We start from the raw sequence: 25,051 nt of genomic DNA on the forward strand, positions 1-25,051 counted from the left end.
TCAGTGCGCGGACCGAGCTTTGCCGCGCTCTTCGAGGTAGCCGACCAGCCGCACCAGCGGCCACAGGAAGGCGAGATAGATGATCGCCGCGCCGATCAGCGGCGTCGGATTGGCCATCAGCGCCTGCGCGTCGGTCGCCTGCTTCAAGAGGTCCGGCATCGCCACCACCGAGGCGAGCGCGGTGTCCTTGAACACCGAGACGCAGTTGCTGGTGAGCGGCGGAATGACGACACGGATCGCTTGCGGCAGGATCACCTTGCGCATGGCGACCCAAAAGGGCAGGCCGAGCGCCGACGCCGCCTCGAACTGGCCCTTCGGAATGTTCTCGATGCCGGCGCGGCAGACTTCCGCCGTGAAGGCCGCCAACACCAGTGACAGCGCAAGTGCTGCCGAGACGAAGGACGACAGGCGGATGCCGATGAAGGGCAGGGCGTAGTAGATCAGGATCAGCACCACCAGGATCGGAAGCGCGCGGAACATGTCGATATAGAGCGTCGCCAGCCGCCCTGAGCGGCTTCGGCGCGTAGAGCCGCACCAGGCAGATCGCCAGCCCGCCGATCGTGCCGAAGATGATCGCCGCGCAGCCGAGCAGAATGGTGTTGCCAAGACCGCGGATCAGGATCGGAAACGATCGGACCAGGATGCCCCAGTTGAAGAAGGTGTCGATCAGTTCCATCGGCGCTCACCGTGAGACAAGGTTCGCCGTGTTGGGCGAGACCCAAATGATCGAAGCGAGAGCGCCAACTCTTGCTGCCGCTCTCGTCGGAATTTCTGATTAGCCGGCTTATTGCGGGATCGGGCCAGGCGTCACCGTGCTGGTGCCGGCTTCCGGATCGACGCCGAACCACTTCTTGTGGATCGCGGCCATGGTGCCATCCTTCTTCATTTCGCTGATGGCGTCGTTGACTTTTTCAAGCAGCGGATGGCCCTTCTTGGTCATCATGGCGAAGCGCTCGCCGGTCGGGATGCGCACCAGGATCTTTAGCGCTGGCATCTGCTTGATGGCGAACAGGAAGCCGGCGAGCTCGCCCGCGCCGCCGTCGATGCGGCCGTTCTGCACGTCGAGCAGAAGGTCCTGCTGGGCGTTGTAGCTCTTGGTCTCTGCAACGCCGAGCTTGGCGGCGTTCTCCTTCATGTAGGCTTCGCCTGTCGAGCCGGCGATGACCCCGATGGTCTTGCCCTTCAGATCGTCGAGCGATTTGATGGCGGAATCCGCCTTGCCGACGATGGTACCGTCGCTGTCGTAATAGGCTTGCGTGAAGCCCTGGTTCTGCAGCCGCTCCTTGGTGACCGAGATCGAGGACACGGCAAAGTCGATGCGGCCCGAAGCGGTCGCTGCGAACAGCGCCTGGAAGCCGAGGTCCTGGAACTCGACCTCTGCGCCGATGCGCTTGGCGACATCATTGGCGACGTCGATCTCAAACCCCTCGAAGGCACCCGAATCGGTCTTGTATTCCCATGGCGGGTTGGCTGGATAGGCGCCCACCATGATCTTGTCGGCGAAGGCGGGCGCCGCAAAGGCGAGGCCGGCAGCGACGGCCATCCCAATCAGTCCTAGACGTTTCAACATCTTGCTTCCCTCTGGTTCGGTTCCTGATCCGCCCCTTTCCGGCGCCAAACTCCCGGGCGCCGCAGGCGAGGCGTACCTGAATTTCACGACGCGCGGCGTCGCCGCGAACCGATATGCTTCGTGAGTTGCGCGATCAGCGCGTCGACCGCCGTCTCTGTGGTGACGATGCCGGGAGACAGCCGCAGCGTTCTGCCGCGCGCATCGCAGTAAAGCCGCTCGTCGCGAAGCGCAGCTATGATCTTCGCCGGCTCGGTGCCTTGCGGCAGGCCGAGCATCACGCTGCCGCCGCGTTCACTGGCATCGAGCGGCGAGCGGATCTCCCAGCCATTCTCCAGCGCGGCGCCGATGATACGCTCGACGAGCCCGGCATTCTGCGCGCGGATGATGTCGATGCCGGTCTGTTCCACCCACTCCAGCCCGGGCAGCGAGGCGACGCTTGCCAGGATCGCCGGCGTGCCATGATCGAAGCGGCGCGCATCGTCGGTGTAAGTGAAAGCGTCGAGGTCCCAGGAGAACGGGTTCGGCTGACTGAACCAGCCCCGCAACTCCGGCCGGCAGGACGCCAGAAGGTCAGGCGCGACCTGCAAAATGCCGGCGCCGGAGGATCCACACAGCCATTTGAGCGAAGTCGAGACGACGAAATCGACCGGCGTCGCGGCAACCGAAAACGGCGCCACGCCGATGCCTTGTGTGACATCAACGCCGACTACGCTGCCCACGGCGCGGCCATGCGCGGCGAGGCGGCCGACATCGCAGCGGTGCGAGGCCGTCGAGGTGACGAAGGTAATGAGCGCGAGCCCGACATCCGCCTGCCAGCGCTCGATGAAATCCTGGTCGCGAACCCAGGTCTCGCCAGGCCGCAATGGGACGGTGTCGAGGGTGAAGCCGAAACGCTCTCCCAAGCCCGCCAGCAGGAAATGCAGGCTCGGAAAACAGTCGGCGGCGACCAGCAGCCGCTTTCCCGCCAGCCGCTCCGTCGGCAAGCCACCGATCAGGCTATAGAGCGCAGCGGTGACATTCTCGGCCGTGGTCAGCGTGCCTTGCGGCGCCTCGATCAGCCGCCTCCAGGCATCGATGAAGCGTTGCCGCGCCGCAAGCGCGGCAGGCCACTGACCGTCGTCTTCCGCCGACCAGATGTTCGAGAAATCCGTCAGCGAGGCGGCCATTCGCTCGGCCTTGCCGGGGAAGGTGCCGATCGAATGATAGAGAAAATAGCCGGACATTCGCTGTCTCGCTCCCTGTGATCATGTGATCACAAATACGGACAGGGATCAATGCGCCGCGGCTGAAGAAATGCGGGGTCAGCGCCTCAAAATCCGGCTGTTCTCTTGGTCCAGGAGCTTGGCCCAGGCGGCTTCGAAGCCACTCTGCGGCGGCCGCATATCAAGGCGCCCTTCCGAAAGCGCCAAAATCGACCGGTCTAGGCCCCGGCACGTCAGGACAGATCGCCCGCAAAGTCGCTTGTGTCGCCGTGATATCGGCCACCACCTCGTCGCGTGCGCGGGTGAAATCCTTGTCCTTGATGGCCGCTATGATCGCGGCGTGCCGGCCCGAAGGCTCCATGGTGCCGGCGCGCATCAGCGGCGCGACATAGTTGGACAACAGCCGCATGTACGGACCGAAGCGCAGCCACAGCGTCTCGATCAGCTGAAACAGCACATCGGAGCCGGAGGCGCGGTATATGGTGAAGTGGAACTGCTGGTTCTTGGCGATCAGCTCGTAGATGCTGCCGTCGCGGCCGATCGCCCGCTGGTCGTCAGTAACCCTTTGCAGCAAGCCGATCTCGGCTGCGGTCAGGCGCGGCGCGCCAAGCTCGGCGGCCAGCCCCTCGACGGCGAGCCGGGCCCGGCAGAGGTCGTCGAGCCGCGCCCGCGTCACCACCGGCACGCAGGCTGAGCCGTTCTGCGAGATTTCCAGCGCGTTCTCCGCCGCCAGCCGCCGCAACGCCTCGCGCACCGGCATGTTTGAGGTGCCGAAAGCCTCCGCCAGCGAGGCGATGGTCAGCACCTGCCCGGGATCGAAGCTGCCGACCATCAGGGCATGGCGAAGTTGCTGGTAGACGCCGTCCTGGACAGTAATGCGTCCCGATACTGGTTCGAAGCCCAGAGCCACGCTTTTGCTTTCCTTGGGTGCCGGCAAAGTTTATGTGCGAATATCTGCCCGACGCGGGTATGATCATCTGATCACAGATTGTGGCGGCAGCCAAGCGGCCCTTGCCGTACTGTCACGGCAAGGCTGACGCACGGAAGGCAGACACGATCCCTCGAGCGTCAGCGCCGAGTCGGAGTAGCCGCCTTCGCCGCTTCAGGCCATTGCGAAATAGAAGCCAGTAGCGCCTCCGACTCACTCCGGAATAATTGCGATTGCCTGTATCTCCACCTTCGCCCGGTCCTCGACCAGCGCCACCACCTGCATGGCGGCCATCGCCGGAAAATGCCGGCCGATGACGGCGCGGTAGACTTCGCCGATCCCTTTGAGGTTGGCGAGGTACTCGGCCTTGTCGGTAAAATACCAGGTCATCGAGGTGATGTGCTGCGGCTCCCCGCCGGCCTCGGCGAGAACGGCGACGACATTGGTGAGGGTCTGGCGCACCTGATCGACGAAATCGTCGGTCTCGAACCGGCACTCGGCATTCCAGCCGACCTGGCCGCCGATGAAGACCAGCCGGCCACGCGCGGCAACGCCGTTGGCATAGCCGATCGGTTTGGCCCAGCCTTCCGGCTGCAGGATCGTGTGCATGTCTAGCCTCCCTTAAGTGAAATGCGGTCCGCAAGCATGATCTCACGCCGCTCCCATCACTTGCCTGGCGATCACCACTTTCTGCACGTCGGAAGCGCCCTCATAGATGCGCAGCGCGCGTATCTCGCGATAGAGGCTCTCGACGATGTGGCCCTTGCGCACGCCGTCGCCGCCATGCAGTTGCACCGCCTTGTCGATCACTTCCTGCGCCTTGTCCGTGGAGAACAGCTTGGCCATTGCCGCCTCGCGAGTGACGCGGGCGGCGCCCATATCCTTGGTCCAGGCGGCGCGATAGACGAGCAGGGCGGCGGCGTCGACATCCAGCGCCATGTCGGCGATGTGGCCCTGCACCATCTGCAGTTCGGCCATCGGCGCGCCGAACAGTTTTCGCTCGGACACCCTTTTGATGCTTTCGTCCAACGCTCTTCGAGCAAAGCCGAGCGCCGCGGCACCCACCGTCGAGCGGAAGACGTCGAGCACCGACATGGCGATCCGAAAACCGTCGCCGGGTTTGCCGATCAGGGCGGAAGCCGGAACGCGCACATTGTCGAAGGAAAGCCGCGCGAGTGGATGCGGGGCGATAACTTCCAATCGTTCGGCGATGCCAACGCTTTTGGTGTCCGCAGGCACGATCAAAGCGGAAATTCCCTTGGCGCCGGGCGCCTCGCCGGTGCGGGCGAAAACAATGTATACTTCGGCAATGCCGCCATTGGAGATCCAGGTCTTCTCGCCCGAAAGCACATAGAAGTCGCCGTCGCGGACAGCCGCCATCTCCATGTTGGCGACATCCGATCCCGAGCGCGGCTCCGACAGCGCAAAGGCTGCGATCGCCTGGCCCGCCCGCGTCTTTTCCAGCCAGCGCTGCTGCTCCGGTGTGCCGAACAGCGAGATCGCGCCGGTGCCAAGGCCCTGCATGGCGAAGGCGAAGTCGGCGAGCCCGTCATGGCGCGCCAGCGTCTCGCGGGTGATGCAGAGCGTGCGCACGTCGAGCGGCTCCGGCTTGTCGGGATCGAGCGCCGTCGGCTTCAGCCAGCCGTCGCGGCCGAGCATGGAGACGAGATTGCGGCAGGCCGCGTCGACATCGTGGTGATCGACGGGCAGGTTCTTGGCGCACCAGGCGTCGAGATTTTCGGCAAGTTCGCGATGGCGGCTTTCAAAGAAGGGCCAGTTAAGGAAGGAACGGTCAGGCATCGGTGCCTCCGCTACTCTTCAAGGCCTCTGCTCTATGGCGCCCCCCTCCGTCCTGCCGGACATCTCCCCCACAAAGGGGGAGATTGGCAGTTTTGGCGCCCCGCTCATTCTTGCGACCTTGGCGATTGGCGAAGGCAGAGACGACAGCTGATCTCCCCCCTTGTGGGGGAGATGTCCGGCAGGACAGAGGGGGGCGCTGTCCCGCAAACGTCTCCGTTAAAAGAGCCATCCTCATTTCCCCTCGAACACCGGCTTTTCCTTGGCCACGAACGCCTTGTAGGCGCGCTCGAAATCGCCGGTCTGCATGCAGATCGCCTGTGCCTGCGCTTCCGCCTCGATCGCCTGGTCGAGACCCATCGACCATTCCTGGTTCAACTGCGTCTTGGTGATGCAATGCGCGAAGGTCGGGCCGGAGACGATCCGCGCTGCCATCTCGAGCGCGTCGGCCTCGAGCGCCGCTGCATCGACCAGCCGATTGTAGAAGCCCCAACGCTCGCCTTCGGCCGCGCTCATGGTGCGGCCGGTGTAAAGCAGCTCGGCGGCGCGGCCCTGGCCGATGATGCGGGGCAAGATCGCGCAGGCGCCCATGTCGCACCCGGCGAGGCCGACGCGGGTAAACAGGAAGGCGGTCTTTGCTTCCGGCGTCGCGATGCGGATGTCGGAGGCCATGGCGATGATCGCGCCGGCGCCGACGGCGACGCCATCCACCGCCGCGATGATCGGCTTGCCGCAATTCAGCATGGCCTTGACGAAGTCGCCGGTCATGCGCGTGAAGGAGAGCAGCGCCTTCATGTCCATCTTGACCAGGGGTCCGATGATGTCGTGGACATCGCCGCCCGAGCAGAAATTGCCGCCGTTGGGCAGGAACGCCACGGCATCGACATCATCGGCGTAAGCGAGATCGCGAAAAGTGTCGCGCAGCTCCGCATAACTGTCGAAGGTCAGCGGGTTCTTGCGCTCCGGCCGGTCGAGCCGGACCTTCGCGACCCTGCCTTCCACCTCCCAGAGGAAGTGCTTCGGCTTGAGCTTTGCCATGGCGCTCATTCGCGTCCCTCCCAATTGCTGCGGAACGATTTCAGCATGCCGGTCAGCCGGCGCGCTTCGTCCTCGCTGACAGTGCCGAGGAGCTCGCCGACCCAGTTCTCATGCGCCGCGGCGATTGCCGCGAAAGACTTCGAACCTTCTTCGGTCAGCCGCACCATCGAGGTGCGGCGGTCGCCGTTGCGGCGCGCGCGCGTCACCAGCCCTTCGGAGACCAGCCGGTCGACGATGCCGGTGATATTGCCGTTCGACACCAACAGGAATCGCGACAGGTCGCTCATCAGCATGCCCTCCGGCGAGCGGTAGAGCGCCGCCATGACGTCGAAGCGCGGCAGCGTGGTGTCGAACTCCTTCTTCAGCCGCTCGCGCAGCTCGGCCTCGATCGTGCGCGAAGCACGCAGCAGGCGGATCCACAGCCGCAGCCTGTCCTTGCCCGGCCCGATAGACGTCGGTCCCGCTACCATGTCTCGCCTCCCGAGACCGAGATCGCCTGTCCTGTGATCGACCGCGCCGCATCGCCGCAGAGCCAGAGCACCGCCGCGGCGACCTCTTCCGGCTGGATGAAACGCGCCTGCGGGTTCGCAGCCGAAAGGCTCGCGCGTGCCTCATCGGCGGAACGGCCGGTCTTCTCGACGATGCGCTGGATGGATTCCTCCAGCATGTCGGTTTCGACGAAGCCCGGGCAGATGGCGTTGACGGTGATGCCGGACTTGGCGGTCTCGGCTGCGAGCGCCCGCATCAGCCCGACGACGCCATGCTTGGCCGCTACGTAGGGCGCGACATACGCGTAGCCCTTCAGTCCGGCGGTCGAGGCAATGAAAACGATACGGCCTGACTTTCGCGCCAGTATGCCGGCAAGCGCCGGCTTCACGGTCAGGAAAGCGCCGGTGAGGTTGACGTCGAGCGTGCGCTGCCAATCGGCGAGCGAGGTCTTGTGCGCCGGCGCGCTGGCAGCCATCCCGGCATTGGCGACGACGATCTCGAAGGGACCGCGCGCCGCCTCGGCCTTCTCGTACAGCGCCGTCAGGTCGGCTTCGTCGGTGACATCGGCGGCGATGCCGAAGATGCGGGCGTTTTCCTTCGCGACTTCATTCAGCACGGCCTTACGGCGGCCGCAGATGGTGACCTCGACGCCGGCTTCCGCCAGCGCCAGTGCGATCGCACGGCCGACGCCGGAGCCGCCGCCGGTGACCAGGGCATGCTTGCCGGTGATCATGCGCCAATCCTCCAGGCAAGGCGCTGCCACTCACCCTTACCCTCTCCCCGTGAAGGACGGGGAGAGGGGGCCGCCAGCGTTTGAGCTTGTGCCTTCTCCCCGTCCTTCACGGGGAGAAGGTGCCGGCAGGCGGATGAGGGGCGGCGCCGACGTGAAAACATAAATGCGCTCATACCTTCAGCCCTGCCGCCGCTTCGCGTTCGGCCAGCCGGTAGATCTGGTCGCGTCCGCGCAGATAAGGATCCGGCCATTTGACGCCGCGATCGCCGAGGGTGACCGCCGCATGCAGCGTCCAATAGGGATCGCTGAGATGCGGCCTGGCCAGCGCCACCAGATCGGCGCGTCCTGCCATCAGGATCGAGTTGGCGTGGTCCGGCTCGTAGATGTTGCCGACCGCCATCGTCGCCATGCCGACCTCGTTCCGGATGCGGTCGGAGAACGGCGTCTGGAACATGCGGCCATAGACCGGCTTGGCGGCGATTGTGGTCTGGCCGGCCGAGACGTCGCAGAGATCGACGCCGGTTTGATGCAGAAGCTTGGCGATCTCGACCGCATCGGCCGGCGTGACGCCTTCGATCCCTACCCAGTCATTGGCCGAGATGCGCACCGAGATAGGCTTTTCGGCCGGCCACACGGCGCGCACCGCGTGGAAGATCTCCAGCGGATAGCGCATGCGGTTCTCCAGCGAGCCGCCATAGTCGTCGGTGCGCCTGTTGGTCAGCGGCGTGATGAAGGCGGAGAGCAGATAGCCATGCGCGGCATGGATCTCCAGCATGTCGAAGCCGCAGCGCACGGCCATCTCCGCCGAGGCGACGAACTGGTCGCGCACAAGGTCCATGTCGGCGCGGTTCATCGCCTTCGGCACCTGATTCTGTGGCGACCACGGCACGGCTGAAGGCGCTATCACCGGCCAGTTGCCGGAGGGCAGCGGCTCGTCCGTTCCTTCCCAGCCGAGGCGGGTCGAGCCCTTCGGGCCTGAATGGCCGATCTGGGCGCAGATCTTGGCTTCGGTCTCGGCGTGGACGAAATCGACCAGCCGCTTCCAGGCGACCTCATGCTCGGGCTTGTAGAAGCCGGTGCAGCCAGGGGTGATGCGTCCCTCCGGGCTGACGCAAGTCATCTCGATATAAACGAGCCCGGCCCCGCCCTTGGCGCGCTCGGCATAGTGGGCGAAATGCCAGTCGGTCGGGCAGCCGTCGACCGCCTTGTACTGGGCCATCGGCGAGACGACGATGCGGTTCGTGAGCGCCATCTCGCGCAGTCTGAATGGCGCGAACATCGGCGCGCGGCGCAGCATGTTGCCGCCGGCGCCGGCCTTGCGCTGGAACCATTCCTCCGCGCCCGCCAGCCAGTCGGCATCGCGCAGACGAAGGTTCTCGTGGCTGATGCGCTGCGAGCGGGTGAGCAGCGAATAGTTGAATTGAACTGGATCCAACCCGAGATAACGTTCGACTTCCTCGAACCATTCGAGCGAGTTGCGCGCCGCCGATTGCAGTTTCAGCACCTCGGTGCGGCGAGCATCTTCGTATTTGCGGAAGGCCGCTTCGAGGTCGGACTCGGACTCGACATAGTCGGCGAGCGCGACGGCGCTCTCCAGGGCCAGCTTCGTGCCGGATCCGATCGAGAAATGCGCCGATGCCGCCGCGTCGCCCATCAGCGCCAGATTTTTGTAAGACCAGCGCTCGCAAAGCACGCGCGGGAAGTTGATCCAGGCCGAACCTCTGATGTGGTTGGCATTGGTCATCAGCGGATGGCCGCCCAGATGCTTTTCGAAAATGCGCTCGCAGACCGCGATCGATTCCTGCTGCGTCATCGCGCCGAAACCGAAGGCAGCCCAGGTCTGTTCGCTGCATTCGACGATGAAGGTCGCGGTCTCGCTGTCGAACTGGTAGGCATGCGCCCACACCCAGCCGTGCTCAGTTTTTTCGAAGATGAAGGTGAACGCGTCGTCGAATTTCTGCGTGGTGCCGAGCCACACGAACTTGCATTTGCGCGTGTCGATGTCGGGCTTGAAGACGTTGGCGAAGGTGGCGCGCGACTTCGAGTTCAATCCGTCGGCCGCAACGACAAGGTCGTGCGTTTCCATGTACGGCTTAGGATCGGAAATCTCGGTCTCGAACATCATCTTGATGCCGAGCTCGCGGGCTCTGCGCTGGAGCAGGATTAAAAGCCGCTTGCGGCCGATGCCGCAGAAGCCGTGGCCTGTCGACACCGTGCGCACGCCGTCATGGATGACGGCGATGTCGTCCCAGTAGGCAAAATGCTTCCTGATCCAGACCGCGCTGACAGGGTCGTTCCTGGTCAGGTTCTCCAGCGTTTCGGCCGACAGCACCACACCCCAGCCGAACGTATCGTCGGGGCGGTTGCGCTCGTAGACCGTCACGTCATGCGCGGCGTCGCGCAGCTTCAGCGAGATGGCAAAATAGAGGCCGGCCGGTCCGCCGCCGAGAACCGCAACCTTCATGTCTTGCGATCTCCTCTAGAGCAATTCCAGGAAAAGTGCGCAGTGGTTTCCCGTCCGGATTGCGTCAAACGCTCAAAGGGCATCAGGGACCGCCGGGGGGGGGGCGGCGGTTCCAACATCAATATCGCGCCTGCCGGCAATTATTTCAAGCTTAAAGTTTCATAATTGAACAATTGCGGCGCGATCAGCTCACTTGGCTGGATCTTTGGGACTCCACAGCACCGTCTCGGCGCCTTTCTCGTAAGCCATGCCGTCGGGATAGCTGATCGCTTCCAGCTGCAGTCCCCAGGGCGCCTGGAAGTAGAGGATGGTTTGACCGGCGGCCGGTCCTTCTTTGACCGGCAGAGGACCCATCCTGGTCTTCACGCCCTTGGCGTCGAGATAGGCCTTCGCAGCGGCGACATCGTCGACATAGAAGGCGATATGGAAGCCGCCGATGTCGCTGTTCTTCGGCGTCAGGTCCTTCTGGTCGGGCGCGGTGTATTTGAACAATTCGATGTTCGATCCATAGCCGCAGCGCACCAGGGTGATCTCCTCGATTACCGCTTTTGGATCGACGCCGAGCAGGTCCTGCATGAAGGTGCCCTTGTCGTCGGCGAACGGGCCGAAGGACATCGCCTTCTTGCAACCGACCACATTGGTGAAGAAGTCGACGGCCTGCTTCATGTCGGGCACGGTGACGCCGGTATGGTCGTGGCCGCGCATGCCGGGGATCGAGTCGGCCGAAGCCATTCCCATTGAACCGAACAGGATTGCGCCGACCATTGCGCCGCTTGTGGCGTATTTCATGTCACCCTCCTTTGGCGGGCTGACTTTGCTCCCATGCACATCCGAGGCCCGCTGTTCGGTGTGCGGACAAGGTTTGCCTTTCTCATGCCGGTGCCTTTGCAGGCGGCTGCAGCCAGTCCGCATCGATCTCAGGCAGCGGGATGGCAGCGAGCAGGTCGCGCGTGTAAGTCTCCTTCGGATTGTCGAAGAGCGCGTCGGTTGCGCTGGCTTCGACGATCCTTCCCTCGCGCATGACGATGACTTGCCGGCAGAGCCGCCGGATCACCGACAGATCATGGCTGATGAAGGCGACCGTCAGCCCCATCTCGGCCGCGAGCTTTTCCAGCAGCGTCAGGATCTGTGCCTGCGTCGAGACGTCGAGGCCGGAGACGATCTCGTCGGCCAAAACGAATTTCGGCGACAGCGCCAGCGCCCGTGCGATGCCGACGCGCTGGCGTTGCCCGCCGGACAGCTCGTGGCGGTAGCGGCCGGCAAAACTCTGCCGCAGGCCCACACGCTGCAGGGCTTCCGCCACGCGCTCCTTCAGCCGGTCGCCAAGCCCGTTCTGCCTCAAGGGTGCCGCGATGATGCTGAAGATGGTGTGCCGCGGGTTGAGCGACGACATCGGGTCCTGGAAGATCATCTGTAGGTCGCGACGCAGCGGTCTGAGCTCCGCTTCCGAAAGATGGCCGATGTCTCGCCCTTCGAAGCTGATCGAGCCGGCGCTCGGCTCGATCAGCCGCACCAGCGCGCGGCCGAGCGTCGACTTGCCGGAACCGGATTCGCCGACGATGCCGGTCACCGATCCCTTGGGCAGGTCGAAGTCCAGTCCTTTGAGGATCTCGGCCAGTGGCGCCCGGCCGATCAGCGGCTTGCGCGTCATGTCGGGCAGCGCCACCTTCAGTCCGCGGACGGAAAACAGCGGCTCAGCCATGGCTTGGCCTCCACGCCCTGTCGGCGCCCGCGACCTCGTCCGCGAGCCCAGCCAGCACGGTTTCGTTCACCGGCATCAGCGATGCGTAGGGATCGGTATAGCGCGGCGTCGCCGCGATCAGCGCCCGCGTGTAGGGGTGTTGCGGCGATGCGAACAGGTCGGGGGTCGCGGCTTCTTCGACCACCTTGCCGGCATAGAGCACCGACACTTTCTGGCTGATCTTGGCGACGACACCGAGATCGTGCGTGACGAACAGAAGCGCCGTGCCGTGGTTGCGCTGCAATTGCGCGATGAGGCGCAGGATCTGCTTCTGCACGGTCACGTCCAGCGCCGTCGTCGGCTCGTCGGCGACGATCAGCCTGGGCTCGGCGGCGAAGGCGGCCGCGATCAGCACGCGCTGGCGCATACCGCCGGAGAGTTCGTGCGGATAGCATTTCAGAACACGCTCGGGCTCGCGGATCTGCACCTCGTGGAGCAACTGCCGGATACGCTTGTCTGCCTTCTCGCCGCTCCAGCCGAGGATGCGCACCAGCCGGTCGGTCATCTGCGGGCCGATGCGGCGCGACGGGTTGAGCGCGGTGAGCGGGTCCTGTGGGATCAGCGCGGTATGCGCGCCGATCAGCGTCCGCCGCGCCTTCGCATCGAGGCGGCCGAGATCCTCGCCCTCGATCAGCAGCTCGCCCTCGACGATGCGCACGCTTTTCGGCAGCACGCCGAGCACCGCCTTGCCGATCATCGTCTTGCCGGCGCCGCTCTCGCCGACCAGCGCGCGGACTTCGCCCGGCTGCACGGTGAGCGACACCGAGCGCAGCACGCGCTGGCCGTTGGACAGCACGGCGCTCAAGGAGCGGATTTCGAGGCATGGTTCCATATTGGCGCTCATCGCAGCACCGGATCGAATCGCGCCTTCAATCCTTCGCCGAACTGGCTGAAGGACAGCACGGTGAGGATCAATGTGATCAGCGGGAACACCAGCACCCACCAGGCCTGGTGGATCGACAGCCGGCCCTCGGCGATGATGCCGCCCCAGGTCGGATCGTCGCTCGAGATCGACAGATTGACGAAGGAGAGGATTGCCTCGACGATGACGGCGATGCCCATCTCAAGCGACAAGAGCGCCACCACCGACGGCAGCACATTGGGCAGCACTTCGCGCAGCATGATGCCGATGCGGCCATAGCCGGCGATGCGCGCGCTCTCGACATAGTCCATGCGCGCCTGACCCATCGCCTCGGCGCGGATCACGCGGCAGAAGCGCGTCCAGTCGATGACGGCGATGGCGATGATGACGGAGCTCAAGCCGGTGCCCAGCACCGCGACCAGGAGGATCGCGAACAGCACCGGCGGGAACGCCATCCAGACATCGACGATGCGCGAGATGACGCGGTCGGCCCAGCCGCCGAAATAGCCGGCGATCAGCCCGAGCGCCGAGCCGATGAGGCAGGCGGACGCCGCCGCGGCGAAGGCGACGATGAAGGCGATGCGGCCGCCGAAGATCAGCCGTGACAGGAGATCCCGGCCCAAGCTGTCGGTGCCCAGCCAATAGCCGGGCTCGGCGCCGTCGAGCCAGAAGGGCGGCAGACGCTCGAGCATCAGGTCCTGCGCCAGCGGATCTTGCGGTGCGATCAGCGGCGCGAAGATGGCCGCAAGCAGCGCCAGCAGAAGCCAGCCGCCGGCCAGCCATAGCCGCGGGCTGAGGCCCCGTCGCAAAATGCGCGCCTCATCCATGACGCAGCCTCGGATTGAGCAGCGCATACATCATGTCGACGCCAAGGTTGATCAGCACGAAGAGCAGCGCGAAGACCAGCACGATGCCCTGGATCAACGGCAGGTCGCGGTTGATGACGGCATCGATCGCCATATTGCCGAGACCCTCATAGGAGAACAGCCGCTCGACGATGACCGTGCCGCCGATCAGGAAGGTGAACTGCACGCCCACCAGCGTCAGCGTTGGCAGCGCCGCGTTCTTCAACGCCTCGCGCAGGATAACCTGCGTTTCGGAAAAGCCTTTGACCCGCGCGAGCACGACATAGTCGAGGTCGAGCACTTCCTTCAGCGACTGTTTCAGGAGTTGCGCGATGATCGCCGCCAGCGGCAGCGCCAGCGCGATCGCCGGCATCAGCATGTGCTTGAGCAGATCCCAGGTGAGATCGAAGCGGAGCCGAAGCAGGCTCTCGGCCAGATAGAACTGGGTGACGAAGGGCAAATCGAGCTGCGGCGACACTCGCCCCGAAATGTCGAACACCGGGATGAGCACGCCGAACAGCAGGATCAGCACCAGGCCCCACAGGAAATCGGGGATGGAGAGCGTCGCGCCGCTGGCGATGTCGATGCCGGCCTCGACCGCCGTGCCGCGCGAACGCGCACCGAGGATCGCAGCGGAGACGCCGATCGCCACCGCCATCAGCAGCGCGACGGTTGCCAATTCCAACGTCGCCGGCAGCCGGTTGAAGACGAGGCCGAGCACATCCTGGCGCAGCGAGATCGAAGTGCCGAAATCGCCATGCAGCACGCCCGCGAGCCAGATGAAGAACTGCTGCACAATGCTCTTGTCCAGCCCATAGAGCGAGCGCAGACGCGCTATGTCGTCATTGCTGGCGCCGGGCGGCAGCATCATCGCAATCGGGTCGCCGGGCGCCACGCGGATGACGACGAAGACGACGACGGCGACGCCGAACAGCGTGACCAGCATCGTCATCAGACGAACAAGAAATCTCTGCAGCAGCATGCTCGCTGAGCCTAATGCATTCGGCCCCTCACCCGGCCGGATGAGGGGGCCTGCGTCGTTGGAGAAGGTGCGCTGCGCCAGCGCAGCTTCCCAGATGTCGTCAGGCCGGGGTCATCAGCGCCGGCAGCAGCGCGCCCGATACATGCTGCACGACATTGACCTTCTTCGAGTGCACGATCGGCTGAGCATACTGCATCAGCGGCAGCACATAGGCCTGCTCGGCGATGTATTTGTCGACGGCCTTCCAGCCGGAGATGCGCTTGGCCTCGTCCTTCTCGCCCCACAGCGGATTGATCATGTCGATCAGGTCCTGGCTGTCCCACACCGAATGCGGGCTCGGACCATACATGGCAAAGCCGGTCGAGGTGGTCGGATCGCCGATCGCATTGCCCCAGTTGTAGAAGGCGGCCGGCGCCAGCTTGTCGGCGGCCCGCAGCTCGTAATGCTTGGCGATCTCGTAGACCTCGATATTGGCCTCGATGCCGACCTTGCGCCACATGCCGACGATCGCCTGGATGATCTCATAATCCTTGGGCTTGAAGCCCTTGGTCGTTTGGATGGTGAACTTGACCGGCTTCTTGGGCGAATAGCCTGAAGCGGCGAGCAGTTCCTTGGCCTTTTCCGGATTGTGCTCGACTTTGATCGACGCGTCGAAGGCCGTGTATTCCGGCGTCTCCAGCGTGGCGATCGGCTGGCCGTAGCCGCGCAGCAGCCGCTTGACCAAGAGCTCCTTGTCCACTGCCATCACAGCCGCCTGGCGGACGTTCTTGTCGAGCATCGCCTCGATGTCGTTGAAGAAGATCATGCCGATGTCGGAGACATTCTTGATCGAGCCGGCGAGTCCGTCCTTGGCGATCAGCCGGTCATATTCTTCATAGGGGATTTCGAGCGTCACCTGCGAAGAGCCGGATTCGACCTCGGCGACGCGGCTTGCCGCGTCGGTGACGAACTTGATCGTCACATTCTCGAAGGCTGGCTTGGCACCCCAGTAATTCAGATTGGCCTTCAGCCGCAGGAAGGCGTTGCGCTCGAATTTGTCGACCATATAGGGCCCGGTGCCGATCGGCGCCTTCTCGAAGCCTTCCGCGCCCACCTTCTCGTAATAGGCCTTCGGCATGATGTAGCCGGTCAGGAACGACATCCATTTGAAATAGACCGGATCGAACTGCACGACGTCGCCGGTGATCTTGTTTCCGTCGATCTTGAAGTTGTTGACGTTCTTCCAGACGAACTGGATCGGGTTGCCGGTCTTCTCGTCGCCCGCCCGCTGCAGCGACCAGACAACGTCCTCGGCGGTGAAGGGCGAGCCGTCATGCCATTTCACGCCGTCGCGGACCGTCATCGTCACCTTGCTGCGATCGTCGTTCCAACCCCATTCGGTGAGCAGGCCGGGTGTGAAGGAGAGGTCCGGCTTCTGCGGGATGAACTGGTCGAACACCGACTGGTAGAGGCCTTGGATGGTCGGGTTCACCGCCGAAGGCCCGGTCGTCGGGTCCCAGGATGGCAGGTTGACGTTGTAGGCAATGGTGAGCTCGTCCGCCGCCTTGGCTGCCTTCGGCAGTCCGAGTGTCGCCGCGCCAAGCGCTGCCGCGCCAAATCCAAGCAAATCGCGTCTGTTGATGGTCATGGTCGTTCCCCTTGTTGGTTGTCGGTTTTTGACTCATTGTCCGCGCGGCGTTGTTCATTCGGAAGGTCTGGTGGGCAACCGCGCCTTGTCCATCCTGGAATTCTGCTGCTAGTGTCCTCCCAGTTGTTGCGCCAACATGAAGCCGGATCCGGCACCGGTGCCGGCGCCGGGCCATGTCGCGGCGCCGGTGAGGTAGAGGTTTGACACCGGCGTGTTCCAGCGCGCGAAGCCGCGCGCCGGACGGAAGAGAAAATTCTGCGCCAAATGGTGGCTGCCGCAAATCTGGTCGCCGCCGACGAGGTTCGGATTCTCGCGTTCGAGGTCGAGCGGCGAGAAGATCGCGCGCCCGAGGATCTTCTGGCGCAAACCAGGCGCGTAGCTCTCGATGATGTCGAGCACGCGCTCGGCATAGGCGTCCTTGACCGCGTCCCAGGAACCGGGCGCGATCTTGCCGGCGGCATCGCCAAGGATTTCCGCCGGCAGCATGCGCACCTGGACCCAGAGCACGTGCTTGCCTTCTGGCGCCCGCGAGGGATCGACGGCGGTCGGCTGTCCGACGACGAGCACCGGCTGATCGGGCAGCACGCCGGCAATCGCCTGCTGATAGGTGCGCGACATGGCATCGAGCGACGGCGCCAGATGCACATAGGCGAAGTGGCGAAGCTCGGCGCCGGCGCTCCAGTCCGGCAGATCGTCCAGTGCCAGATGGATCATCATCGTGCCCGGCGCATGGCGGAACTTTTTCATCGCCGCGTCAAAGCCGGCATCGCCGGATCCGTTCGGCAACAGCTTGCCAGTCAGCGCCTTGGGCGCGACGCCGGCAATGACGGCCTTGCTGGCGACATGGAAATCGCCGGAGGCGAGCCGCACGCCGGTCGCGCGGCCGCCGGCGACGGTGATCTCCGCCACCTCCGCGCCGGCCATGATCTTGCCGCCGGCCGCTTTGACCATGCCGACAAGCGCGCGGATGATGGTGTCGGCGCCGCCCTTGCCGAGCACCATGCCAAAACTCTGGTTGGCCATTGATTCCAGATAAGGGAACACGGCGCCGCCGGCGATGTCGGGCGCGAAGTCGAGATGCATGCCCCAGGCGGCGAGCGTGGTTTGCACGTGCGGCGTCTCGAAATTGTCCTCGAGCCACGCGCGGGGGGAAGACAGCAACAAGCGGCCGGTATCGAGCGCACCGCCAATGCCTTTCTTGCGCCAAAGATTCCAGGCCGTGCCGGCAAGCGCCCGCGGGTTCATCGGCGATCCGAGCAGCGGGAACAGATGCTCCGCCTCGCCTGGAAAGGCCTCGACCAGCCGGCGCCATGTAGCGGCATCGGCCGCGGAGAAGGTGGCGAGCCGCGATGTCGTCTTCTCGAGATCGTTGCTGACGCCAAACCATCTTCCATCCGGGAAAGCGCTGGCGAAACAATCGGCGACGGGCGCGAATTCCAGCCCATGGCTTTTCAATTCATTTGCATATTTCCGATGGAAGGGAGAGCCAGCGAACAGGCTCAGGTTCATCGCGCCGAAGTCGTGCCTGAAACCGGGAAGCGTGTATTCCGCGGTCCGGACCGCGCCGCCGATAGTTGCGTTGCGCTCGAAAACCGCGGTTTTCCAGCCTTTGAGCGACAGATGCGCGGCGCAGGCCAGACTGTTGTGGCCCGCACCGACAAAGATGGCGTCGAACTCGCTCACGCCCTGCCCCAAAATGCTTTATGCTTAAAGATAATTGCAGATGCATATGTTTTCGTCTAGTAGGATATTAAGGGCCGCAACGAGCCTCGATGAGCACGAACAAGAGGGAACGAAGACAATGGACACGCAGAAACTCCTCGGCGAGGTCGCCGGCCAGCTGCTTTCGGGCGCCATCAGGGTGGTCGACCTGTCGGCGCCGCTCGGACCCAACACGCCGCTGATCAAGCTGCCGCCGGAACTCGCCGTCGACACGCCGAAGGTCGAGATCCACCCCATTTCAAAGTATGACAAGAACGGTCCGTGGTGGGCCTGGAACTGGCTGAAGCTCGGCGAGCATTCGGGCACGCATTTCGACGCGCCGCAGCACTGGATCACCGGCAAGGACTATCCAGACGGCGCCACCGACACCATTCCGGCGCAGAATTTCGTCGGTCCGGTCAATGTCATCGACTGTTCAGTGGAAGCCGCCGCCGATCACGATTTCCTTCTCACCGTCGACCACATCAAGGCGTGGGAGGCCGAGCACGGCGCCATCAATGCCGGCGAATGGGTGGTGATGCGCACCGACTGGTACAAGCGCAACGGTTCGGAAGCCGAGTTCCTCAATGCCAACGAGACCGGCCCGCACACGCCCGGCCCGACGGCGGAAGCCATCCAGTTCCTGATCAGCAAGGACATCAAGGGCTGGGGCTCGGAGACGATCGGCACCGATGCCGGCAAGGCCGGCGGCATGGAGCCGCCTTTCCCGGCGCACACGCTGATGCACAAAGCCAACCGCTATGGGCTGGCCAGCCTCTGCAACCTCGACCAACTGCCGCCGAAAGGCGCGATCCTGATCGCCGCCCCGCTCAAGATCGAGCACGGCACCGGCAGCCCGATCCGCGCCCTGGCGCTGGTGCCGGGCCAATAGGCGAGGTGGCGGTCTTCGGGAGAAGATCATGCTCGCGCGCAATGGAGTAGTGGAGAGGTGGGATCGGAGCGACGCTGGCGCTCTACGGCGCCCCCCTCTGTCCTGCCGGACATCTCCCCCACAAGGGGGGAGATTGCACGTCACCTCCGCTTTCGCCAATCTCCGACGTCGTAGGATTGAGCAGGGCGCCGAAACTGCCAATCTCCCCCCAAGTGGGGGAGATGTCCGGCAGGACAGAGGGGGGCGCGAAGGAACGCGCCTTAGTGCGATTGACGTTCACTTCTCGATTGCGAGTGCGCAATGACCGCTGCCGATCACATCATCGTCGGCAGCGGCATCAACGCCCTGGTCTGCGCGGCGATGCTTGGCGCCAAGGGCGCCAAGGTGCTCGTGCTCGAACGCAACGACCGCATCGGCGGCTGCATGCGCACCGATGAGATCACGGCGCCCGGCTTCGTCCATGACGTGATGGCGACGACCTTCGTCCTCTTCATCACCTCGCCGGCCTATGCCGCGCTCGGCAAGGATCTTGCGCGGCACGGGCTGGAATTCTGTCACACGACCACACCCACCGGCGTGCTTCGGCCCGATGGCAGCCATGCCGTGCTCACCACCGACCGGGCCGCCAATATCGCGGCGCTGAACGCATTTGCCTCCGGCGATGGCGACCGTCATGGCGGCGATGTCGGCGACATCGAACGCAATGCCGGACTGCTCTTCGGCCTGCTCGGTGGCGCGCTCTGGTCCTATCCGACGACGAAGCTCATGGCCCGCGAGGCGTGGCGGCGCGGTCCGCGCGAGCTTGCCGCCGTCCTGGGCGAGGCGCTGGTGCCGGCGCGGGGCTGGCTGGAGACCGCGTACAAGTCCGATGCCGTCCGCGCGCTCTGGGCGCCCTGGGTGCTGCATGCCGGGCTTGGGCCGGAAGACGCCTTCTCCGGCCAGATCGCCAAGGTCATCGCCTTCGCGCTGGAGGCGGCCGGCGCACCGATCGTCAAGGGAGGGGCGAAGAACCTGCTCGCCGCCTTCGAGGCGTTGATCAAGGAGCGCGGCGGCGAAATCCGCGTCAACGCCGACGTCGCCTCGATCGTCCAGACCGGCGGCCGTGCCACCGGGGTGCGGCTCGCCTCCGGCGAGACGCTGACGGCGACAAAGGGCATCATCTGCTCGGTCACGCCGACGCAGCTCTATGGCCGTCTGCTCGGCAACGATGCGCCCGACGCAGCAACCAAGGCCACGCAGTCCTACCGCTACGGCAAGGGCAACTTCCAGCTCCACTACGCGCTGAACAAGCCGCCGGCCTGGCGCGGCGAGGGCCTCGGCAAGGTGGCGCTGCTGCATCTGACGCCGGGACTCGATGGTGTGTCGAAAGCCTGCAACGAAGCGGTGCGCGGCCTGTTGCCGGAAGTGCCGACGATCTGCGTCGGCCAGCCCCACGCGCTCGATCCGTCGCGGTGTCCGCAGGGCAAGGCAATCCTGTGGCTGCAGCTTCCGGAAACGCCGCGCCACATCAAGGGCGATGCCGCCGGCAAGCTCGAGACTCCAGCCGATGGCCGCTGGACCGAGGCGCTGCGCGAGGCCTACGCCGACCGCGTCGAGGCGATCCTCGCTCATCACATCGATGGTTTTCGCGACGCCATCATCGCGCGCCGCGCCTATTCGCCGGCCGATCTCGAAGCGATAAACATCAATCTGGTCGGCGGCGATCCCTATGGCGGCTCGTCCACCATCGACCAGTCCTTCCTGTGGCGGCCGTTCAAGGCCAGCCGCAATCACGAGACCGGCATTAACGGCCTCTACCATATCGGCGCCTCGACGCATCCGGGCGCGGGGCTCGGCGGCGGCTCCGGCTTCCTGCTGGCGGAGAGGCTCTGATGGAACAGAAGCTTCCGGAAAAGCGCCAGCGCATCTCGACCCTCGGCCAGATCGGCCTGCAGCAATTCGCGCCCTATTTGATGAACCGCATCATGGGCCGCTACAACGCCACCCTGCGAGAAGACTTTCGCAAGCAGGGCCTGACCATTCCGCAGGTGCGCACGTTGGCCGTGCTCTCGGTCACCGACGGCATCACCGTCAACGACCTCTCGGTCTATACGGTGATCGAGCAATCGACCTTGAGTCGCACGCTCGACGCGCTGGAAGGCCAGGGCCTCGTGCGGCGCGAGCAGGGGGTCGCCGACAGCCGCTTCCGCCATGTGTTCCTGACCGATGACGGCCGGGCGCTTTTCACCCGCGCCTGGCCGGCCATGCATGATGCCTTCGAAGCGATGTTCGACGGCGTTGACGATGCCGAATATGCCGCGCTGATCGCGATTCTGCAGAAGATGCTGAAGAACATCCGCAAGCACGACATTTGAGTTTGACGTACGCGCCGCCGTCCAACGGCGGTAACGGAAGGAGGCAGAGATGGCCGAACGGTCTTTTGCCAAGGAAGTCGAAAAGCTGAGGCTCGGCGCCGGCCAGGAATTCGCGGGCGAGGGCATCCTCGCCATCACCAAGGCGCTGCTGCAATGCGGCGTCGGCTATGTCGGCGGCTACCAGGGCGCGCCGATCAGCCATCTGATGGATGTGCTCGCCGACGCGCAGGACATTCTGGGCGAGCTCGGCGTGCACTTCGAGGCGAGCGCCTCAGAAGCAACCGCCACCGCCATGCTGGCCGCATCAGTGCACTACCCGATCCGCGGTGCCGCCACCTTCAAGTCGACAGTGGGCACCAATGTCGCCTCGGACGCTTTGGCGAACCTCGCCTCGGGCGGCGTCACCGGCGGCGCGCTGATCATCGTCGGCGAGGACTATGGCGAGGGCTCCTCCATCATGCAGGAGCGCAGCCATGCCTTCGCCATGAAGAGCCAGGTCTGGCTGCTCGATCCGCGCCCGAACCTGCCCTCGATCGTCAAGGCGGTCGAGGATGGCTTCGAGCTGTCGGAAGCCTCCAACACGCCAGTCATGCTGCAGGTGCGCATCCGCTGCTGCCACGTCCACGGCCATTTTGTCGCCAAGGACAACAAGCGGCCGCCAATGTCGGTGGCCGATGCGCTGTCGGCCCCGCGCCGCGACACCGGCCGCATCGTGCTGCCGCCTGCCTCCTTCCTGCACGAGAAGGAGAAGGTCGCAAAGCGCTGGCCGGCGGCGGTCGATTTCATCAAGAGCCGCAAGATCAACGAGGTCTTTGGGCCGGACAATGGCTCGATCGGCATCGTCATGCAGGGCGGCATGTACAATTCGGTCGTCCGCGCGCTGCAGCGGCTCGGCCTTGCCGACACCTATGGCGACACCGACGTGCCGCTTTATGTGCTGAACGCCGTCTATCCGCTCGTCGATGACGAGTTCCTTTCCTTCTGCGAGGGCAAACAGGCGGTGCTGGTCGTCGAAGAAGGCCAGCCCAACTATATCGAGCAGGCCTTTGCCGCGATGCTGCACAAGGCAGGGCGCGGCACCAAGCTGGTCGGCAAGGAGCATCTGCCGATGGCCGGCGAATATACCGGGCAGGTGATGCTGGACGGCATTGGCTCCTTCCTGCGCGCCTATGCGCCGCATCTGCTGCCCGGCGAGGTTCGTGCGCCGAACAAGCTGGGCGAGGGCGTCGACACCGCCGATCTCATCAATGTCGTTCCCGGCCGCCCGCCGGGCTTCTGCATCGGCTGTCCGGAGCGGCCGATCTTCGCTGCGACCAAGCTGGTCGAGCAGGAGCTTGGCAAGCACCACATCGCTTCCGACATCGGCTGCCACCTGTTCTCGATCATGCCGCCCTTCGAGCTCGGCGCCACCACCATGGGCTACGGCCTCGGGCCGGCCTCGGCTTCAGCCTTCAATTCGCCGGAAGCGAAACGCCGGTCGATCTCCTTCGTCGGCGACGGCGGCTTCTGGCATAACGGTCTCACCTCCTCGATCGGCAACGCCGTCTTCAACAAGAATGACGGCGTCATCGTCATCGTCGACAATTTTTACTCGGCCGCCACCGGCGGCCAGGACATCCTGTCCTCGCGCGCCTCGAACCGCACCAAGTCCACAAAACATCCGATCACCGAAGCGGTGAAAGGCATGGGCGTCAAATGGCTGCGCCACATCGACCGCACCTATGACGTCGGCAAGATGCGCGACACGCTGCGCGAGGCGCTAACCACCGAGGAGAAGGGGCCGAAGGTCATCGTCGCCTCGTCCGAATGCATGCTGAACCGCCAGCGCCGCGAGAGGCCGCTGGTCGACAAGGCGGTCAAGGGCGGCGAGCGGGTCGTCAAGCCGAAATTCGGCGTCGACGAGGACGTCTGCACCGGCGACCACGCCTGCATGCGGCTCTCCGGCTGTCCGTCGCTCTCGGTGAAGTCGCTCGACGATCCGCTGCGCGACGATCCGGTCGCCTCGATCGACCAGAACTGTGTCGGCTGCGGCAATTGCGGCGAGGTGGCGGATGCGGCCGTGCTCTGCCCCTCCTTCTACCGCGCCGATGTCGTGCACAATCCGAGCCGCTGGGACCGTTTCCTGGAAAGCGCGCGCCGCGCCGTGATCGGCCGTTTGCAGCGCCGCCGCGAGAGTCGCCGTTTGATGTTCGCCGATGCTTGAGCAGGCTTCACCGCTGCGCCCGAAGCTGGGCGCCTCTGATGACGAGCGGGTGATAAAACTCGCCGTGCTTGCCGTCGGCGGCCAGGGCGGCGGCGTGCTCGCCGATTGGATCACCGACGTAGCCGAGCGCAGCGGCTACATTGCGCAATCGACGTCGGTGGCGGGCGTCGCCCAGCGCACGGGGGCGACGATCTATTGCATCGAGATGGCGCGCGACACCGGCCGGCTGCCGGTCTTTGCGCTCTCGCCCTCGCAGGGCGACGTCGACATCTTGATAGCCGCCGAGCTGATGGAGGCCGGCCGCGCCATCATCCGCGGTTTCGTCACGCCCGAGCGCACGACGCTGATCGCCTCCTCGCACCGCATCGCCGCCGTCTCGGAAAAGATCCAGCCGGGCGACGGCCGCGCCTCGTCGGAAAAGGTGCATGCGACGGCCGAGGCGGCCGCCAAGCGCTTCATCGCCTTCGACATGGAAAAGATCGCCGCCGAGCATGGCACGATGATTTCGGCCAGCCTGCTCGGCGCGCTGGCCGGTTCCGACGCGCTGCCCTTCCCGCGCGAAAACTACGAGCAGGCGATCGGCGCCGGTGGCCGTGGCGTCAAGGCCAGCCTTGCCGCCTTCGGCGCCGCCTATGACCGGGCGCGCGGCATCGCGGTCGCGACAGCCGGGAATAAGGCAAGCGGGAAGCCTGCCGCTCCCGACACCACATCAACGGCCAAGGTCAGTGGTCCCGAAACCCTGCTGAAGGGCTGGCAGGAACTCGCCGCCCGTGTCGCCGCGCTACCGGAACCGCTGCGCGACATGGCTGAACGCGGCCTGAAGAAGGTCGTCGATTACCAGGACATCGCCTATGGCGGCGAATATCTCGGCCGGCTGGACAAGGCCATCGCGCTGGACAATGCGGCGCGTGGCCATGCGCTGTCGGTCGCGGCGGCGAAACATCTGGCCAACGCCATGTGCTATGACGACATGATCCGCGTCGCCGACCTCAAGACGCGTTCGACCCGCGACAGGCGCGTGCGCAAGGAAGTCGGTGTCAGGGAAGGCTTGGTCCTGCAGGTCACCGAATATTTCCATCCGCGCATCGAGGAATTTTGCGGCACGTTGCCGGTAGCAATCGGCAGTTACATCGAGAACCGCCCGAAGCTCGCCGCCTTCCTTGACCGCCGCATCAATCGCGGCCGCCATATCCGCACCGACAGTTTCACCGGCTTCGCCATGCTGTGGTTCATCGGCGGCCTGCGCCGCTGGCGCCGCCGCCTGCTGCGCCACAAGGTCGAAGTCGAGCATCTGGAGCGCTGGTACGGCTTGGCGCTTGCCCGTGCGCGCGAAAACTATGCGCTTGGGCTGGAGATCCTGAATTGCCGCCGCTTGATCAAGGGCTACAGCGACACCCACGCCCGTGCCCAGTCGAAATTCGACCGCGTGCTCTCAGCGCTTGCCATGCTCGAGGGCCGCGAAGACGCCGCCGACTGGATCCGCCGCCTGCGCGAAGCGGCGCTGAAGGACGAAAAGGGCGACATGCTCGATGGCGCGCTGAAGACCGTGGCGACGCTCAACGACGCCGCCCGATAACGAGGATGTGATCAATCCTCCTCCGACGGATTTCGACCCTGTCGTCC

The 25,051-nt window shown here is 64.8% G+C and carries 21 protein-coding genes and 1 pseudogene; 5 read left to right on the forward strand and 17 right to left on the reverse strand.

Annotation, left to right across the window (positions count from 1 at the left end):
- From CK222_RS02515 to CK222_RS02600, 17 genes and pseudogenes are all read right to left on the reverse strand, one after another.
- Nucleotides 1-676: pseudogene (locus tag CK222_RS02515) on the reverse strand (amino acid ABC transporter permease).
- A 108-nt stretch (nt 677-784) separates the two neighbouring features.
- Nucleotides 785-1,570: an ABC transporter substrate-binding protein gene (locus CK222_RS02520; protein WP_067003647.1), complete on the reverse strand. Its 786-nt coding sequence runs from the start codon at nt 1,568-1,570 to the stop codon at nt 785-787.
- A gap of 83 nt (nt 1,571-1,653) precedes the next feature.
- On the reverse strand, nt 1,654-2,793 hold the full coding sequence (locus tag CK222_RS02525) for an aminotransferase class V-fold PLP-dependent enzyme (RefSeq protein ID WP_095799281.1): 1,140 nt from the start codon (nt 2,791-2,793) through the stop codon (nt 1,654-1,656).
- A gap of 160 nt (nt 2,794-2,953) precedes the next feature.
- Complete coding sequence (locus CK222_RS02530) at nt 2,954-3,682, reverse strand: GntR family transcriptional regulator (RefSeq protein ID WP_095799477.1); 729 nt, start codon at nt 3,680-3,682, stop codon at nt 2,954-2,956.
- A 231-nt stretch (nt 3,683-3,913) separates the two neighbouring features.
- Nucleotides 3,914-4,309 carry a RidA family protein gene (locus tag CK222_RS02535; protein ID WP_067324413.1) on the reverse strand — a complete coding sequence of 132 codons (396 nt, stop codon included), beginning with the start codon at nt 4,307-4,309 and terminating at the stop codon, nt 3,914-3,916.
- Between the two features lie 42 nt (nt 4,310-4,351).
- Entirely contained in the window at nt 4,352-5,500 is a 1,149-nt protein-coding gene (locus CK222_RS02540; RefSeq protein ID WP_095799282.1) for an acyl-CoA dehydrogenase family protein, read from the reverse strand.
- Between the two features lie 231 nt (nt 5,501-5,731).
- The gene (locus CK222_RS02550) at nt 5,732-6,544 is read right to left on the reverse strand and encodes an enoyl-CoA hydratase family protein (RefSeq protein ID WP_067324417.1); all 813 of its coding nucleotides are present in this window, start codon (nt 6,542-6,544) and stop codon (nt 5,732-5,734) included.
- Complete coding sequence (locus CK222_RS02555; protein ID WP_067324419.1) at nt 6,541-7,005, reverse strand: MarR family transcriptional regulator; 465 nt, start codon at nt 7,003-7,005, stop codon at nt 6,541-6,543. Before CK222_RS02555 ends, CK222_RS02550 begins: the two co-directional genes overlap by 4 nt.
- Nucleotides 6,999-7,757, reverse strand: coding sequence for an SDR family NAD(P)-dependent oxidoreductase (locus CK222_RS02560; RefSeq protein ID WP_095799283.1), 759 nt, complete (start codon nt 7,755-7,757; stop codon nt 6,999-7,001). The genes CK222_RS02555 and CK222_RS02560 overlap by 7 nt, the downstream gene beginning before the upstream one ends.
- Before the next feature lie 169 nt (nt 7,758-7,926).
- Entirely contained in the window at nt 7,927-10,221 is a 2,295-nt protein-coding gene (locus tag CK222_RS02565; RefSeq protein ID WP_095799284.1) for a bifunctional salicylyl-CoA 5-hydroxylase/oxidoreductase, read from the reverse strand.
- A 189-nt stretch (nt 10,222-10,410) separates the two neighbouring features.
- Nucleotides 10,411-11,010: a VOC family protein gene (locus CK222_RS02570; RefSeq protein WP_095799285.1), complete on the reverse strand. Its 600-nt coding sequence runs from the start codon at nt 11,008-11,010 to the stop codon at nt 10,411-10,413.
- An 82-nt stretch (nt 11,011-11,092) separates the two neighbouring features.
- Nucleotides 11,093-11,923 carry an ATP-binding cassette domain-containing protein gene (locus CK222_RS02575; RefSeq protein ID WP_095799286.1) on the reverse strand — a complete coding sequence of 277 codons (831 nt, stop codon included), beginning with the start codon at nt 11,921-11,923 and terminating at the stop codon, nt 11,093-11,095.
- Nucleotides 11,916-12,806: an ABC transporter ATP-binding protein gene (locus CK222_RS02580; RefSeq protein ID WP_095799287.1), complete on the reverse strand. Its 891-nt coding sequence runs from the start codon at nt 12,804-12,806 to the stop codon at nt 11,916-11,918. Before CK222_RS02580 ends, CK222_RS02575 begins: the two co-directional genes overlap by 8 nt.
- Nucleotides 12,803-13,651, reverse strand: a complete 849-nt coding sequence (locus tag CK222_RS02585) for an ABC transporter permease (RefSeq protein ID WP_095799288.1) — start codon at nt 13,649-13,651, stop codon at nt 12,803-12,805. The genes CK222_RS02580 and CK222_RS02585 overlap by 4 nt, the downstream gene beginning before the upstream one ends.
- Nucleotides 13,644-14,651, reverse strand: coding sequence for an ABC transporter permease (locus CK222_RS02590; RefSeq protein WP_095799289.1), 1,008 nt, complete (start codon nt 14,649-14,651; stop codon nt 13,644-13,646). The genes CK222_RS02585 and CK222_RS02590 overlap by 8 nt, the downstream gene beginning before the upstream one ends.
- Nucleotides 14,652-14,751: 100 nt before the next feature.
- Entirely contained in the window at nt 14,752-16,278 is a 1,527-nt protein-coding gene (locus CK222_RS02595; RefSeq protein ID WP_095799290.1) for an ABC transporter substrate-binding protein, read from the reverse strand.
- A gap of 108 nt (nt 16,279-16,386) precedes the next feature.
- Nucleotides 16,387-17,961: an NAD(P)/FAD-dependent oxidoreductase gene (locus CK222_RS02600; protein WP_095799291.1), complete on the reverse strand. Its 1,575-nt coding sequence runs from the start codon at nt 17,959-17,961 to the stop codon at nt 16,387-16,389.
- Nucleotides 17,962-18,079: 118 nt separating this feature from the next.
- Between CK222_RS02600 and CK222_RS02605 the strand changes: the two genes are divergently transcribed.
- The 5 genes from CK222_RS02605 to CK222_RS02630 all read left to right on the forward strand — a co-directional run bounded on the left by CK222_RS02605 (nt 18,080) and on the right by CK222_RS02630 (nt 25,004).
- On the forward strand, nt 18,080-18,871 hold the full coding sequence (locus CK222_RS02605) for a cyclase family protein (protein ID WP_095799292.1): 792 nt from the start codon (nt 18,080-18,082) through the stop codon (nt 18,869-18,871).
- Between the two features lie 300 nt (nt 18,872-19,171).
- Nucleotides 19,172-20,743: an NAD(P)/FAD-dependent oxidoreductase gene (locus CK222_RS02615; protein WP_095799293.1), complete on the forward strand. Its 1,572-nt coding sequence runs from the start codon at nt 19,172-19,174 to the stop codon at nt 20,741-20,743.
- Nucleotides 20,743-21,225: a MarR family transcriptional regulator gene (locus tag CK222_RS02620; RefSeq protein WP_067324441.1), complete on the forward strand. Its 483-nt coding sequence runs from the start codon at nt 20,743-20,745 to the stop codon at nt 21,223-21,225. Before CK222_RS02615 ends, CK222_RS02620 begins: the two co-directional genes overlap by 1 nt.
- Before the next feature lie 49 nt (nt 21,226-21,274).
- Nucleotides 21,275-23,428: an indolepyruvate ferredoxin oxidoreductase subunit alpha gene (locus tag CK222_RS02625; RefSeq protein WP_095799294.1), complete on the forward strand. Its 2,154-nt coding sequence runs from the start codon at nt 21,275-21,277 to the stop codon at nt 23,426-23,428.
- Nucleotides 23,421-25,004: an indolepyruvate oxidoreductase subunit beta family protein gene (locus tag CK222_RS02630; RefSeq protein WP_095799295.1), complete on the forward strand. Its 1,584-nt coding sequence runs from the start codon at nt 23,421-23,423 to the stop codon at nt 25,002-25,004. The genes CK222_RS02625 and CK222_RS02630 overlap by 8 nt, the downstream gene beginning before the upstream one ends.
- Nucleotides 25,005-25,051 lie beyond the last annotated feature (47 nt).

This window comes from Mesorhizobium sp. WSM3866 (genome assembly GCF_002294795.1).
GTDB lineage: Bacteria > Pseudomonadota > Alphaproteobacteria > Rhizobiales > Rhizobiaceae > Mesorhizobium.

Bases quoted from the DNA above. Each gene is read 5' to 3' on its own strand.
- CK222_RS02520 (WP_067003647.1), bottom strand. From the start codon at position 1,570: ATGTTGAAACGTCTAGGACTGATTGGGATGGCCGTCGCTGCCGGCCTC.
- CK222_RS02525 (WP_095799281.1), bottom strand. From the start codon at position 2,793: ATGTCCGGCTATTTTCTCTATCATTCGATCGGCACCTTCCCCGGCAAG.
- CK222_RS02535 (WP_067324413.1), bottom strand. From the start codon at position 4,309: ATGCACACGATCCTGCAGCCGGAAGGCTGGGCCAAACCGATCGGCTAT.
- CK222_RS02540 (WP_095799282.1), bottom strand. From the start codon at position 5,500: ATGCCTGACCGTTCCTTCCTTAACTGGCCCTTCTTTGAAAGCCGCCAT.
- CK222_RS02550 (WP_067324417.1), bottom strand. From the start codon at position 6,544: ATGAGCGCCATGGCAAAGCTCAAGCCGAAGCACTTCCTCTGGGAGGTG.
- CK222_RS02555 (WP_067324419.1), bottom strand. From the start codon at position 7,005: ATGGTAGCGGGACCGACGTCTATCGGGCCGGGCAAGGACAGGCTGCGG.
- CK222_RS02560 (WP_095799283.1), bottom strand. From the start codon at position 7,757: ATGATCACCGGCAAGCATGCCCTGGTCACCGGCGGCGGCTCCGGCGTC.
- CK222_RS02565 (WP_095799284.1), bottom strand. From the start codon at position 10,221: ATGAAGGTTGCGGTTCTCGGCGGCGGACCGGCCGGCCTCTATTTTGCC.
- CK222_RS02570 (WP_095799285.1), bottom strand. From the start codon at position 11,010: ATGAAATACGCCACAAGCGGCGCAATGGTCGGCGCAATCCTGTTCGGT.
- CK222_RS02575 (WP_095799286.1), bottom strand. From the start codon at position 11,923: ATGGCTGAGCCGCTGTTTTCCGTCCGCGGACTGAAGGTGGCGCTGCCC.
- CK222_RS02580 (WP_095799287.1), bottom strand. From the start codon at position 12,806: ATGAGCGCCAATATGGAACCATGCCTCGAAATCCGCTCCTTGAGCGCC.
- CK222_RS02585 (WP_095799288.1), bottom strand. From the start codon at position 13,651: ATGGATGAGGCGCGCATTTTGCGACGGGGCCTCAGCCCGCGGCTATGG.
- CK222_RS02590 (WP_095799289.1), bottom strand. From the start codon at position 14,651: ATGCTGCTGCAGAGATTTCTTGTTCGTCTGATGACGATGCTGGTCACG.
- CK222_RS02595 (WP_095799290.1), bottom strand. From the start codon at position 16,278: ATGACCATCAACAGACGCGATTTGCTTGGATTTGGCGCGGCAGCGCTT.
- CK222_RS02605 (WP_095799292.1), top strand. From the start codon at position 18,080: ATGGACACGCAGAAACTCCTCGGCGAGGTCGCCGGCCAGCTGCTTTCG.
- CK222_RS02615 (WP_095799293.1), top strand. From the start codon at position 19,172: ATGACCGCTGCCGATCACATCATCGTCGGCAGCGGCATCAACGCCCTG.
- CK222_RS02620 (WP_067324441.1), top strand. From the start codon at position 20,743: ATGGAACAGAAGCTTCCGGAAAAGCGCCAGCGCATCTCGACCCTCGGC.
- CK222_RS02625 (WP_095799294.1), top strand. From the start codon at position 21,275: ATGGCCGAACGGTCTTTTGCCAAGGAAGTCGAAAAGCTGAGGCTCGGC.
- CK222_RS02630 (WP_095799295.1), top strand. From the start codon at position 23,421: ATGCTTGAGCAGGCTTCACCGCTGCGCCCGAAGCTGGGCGCCTCTGAT.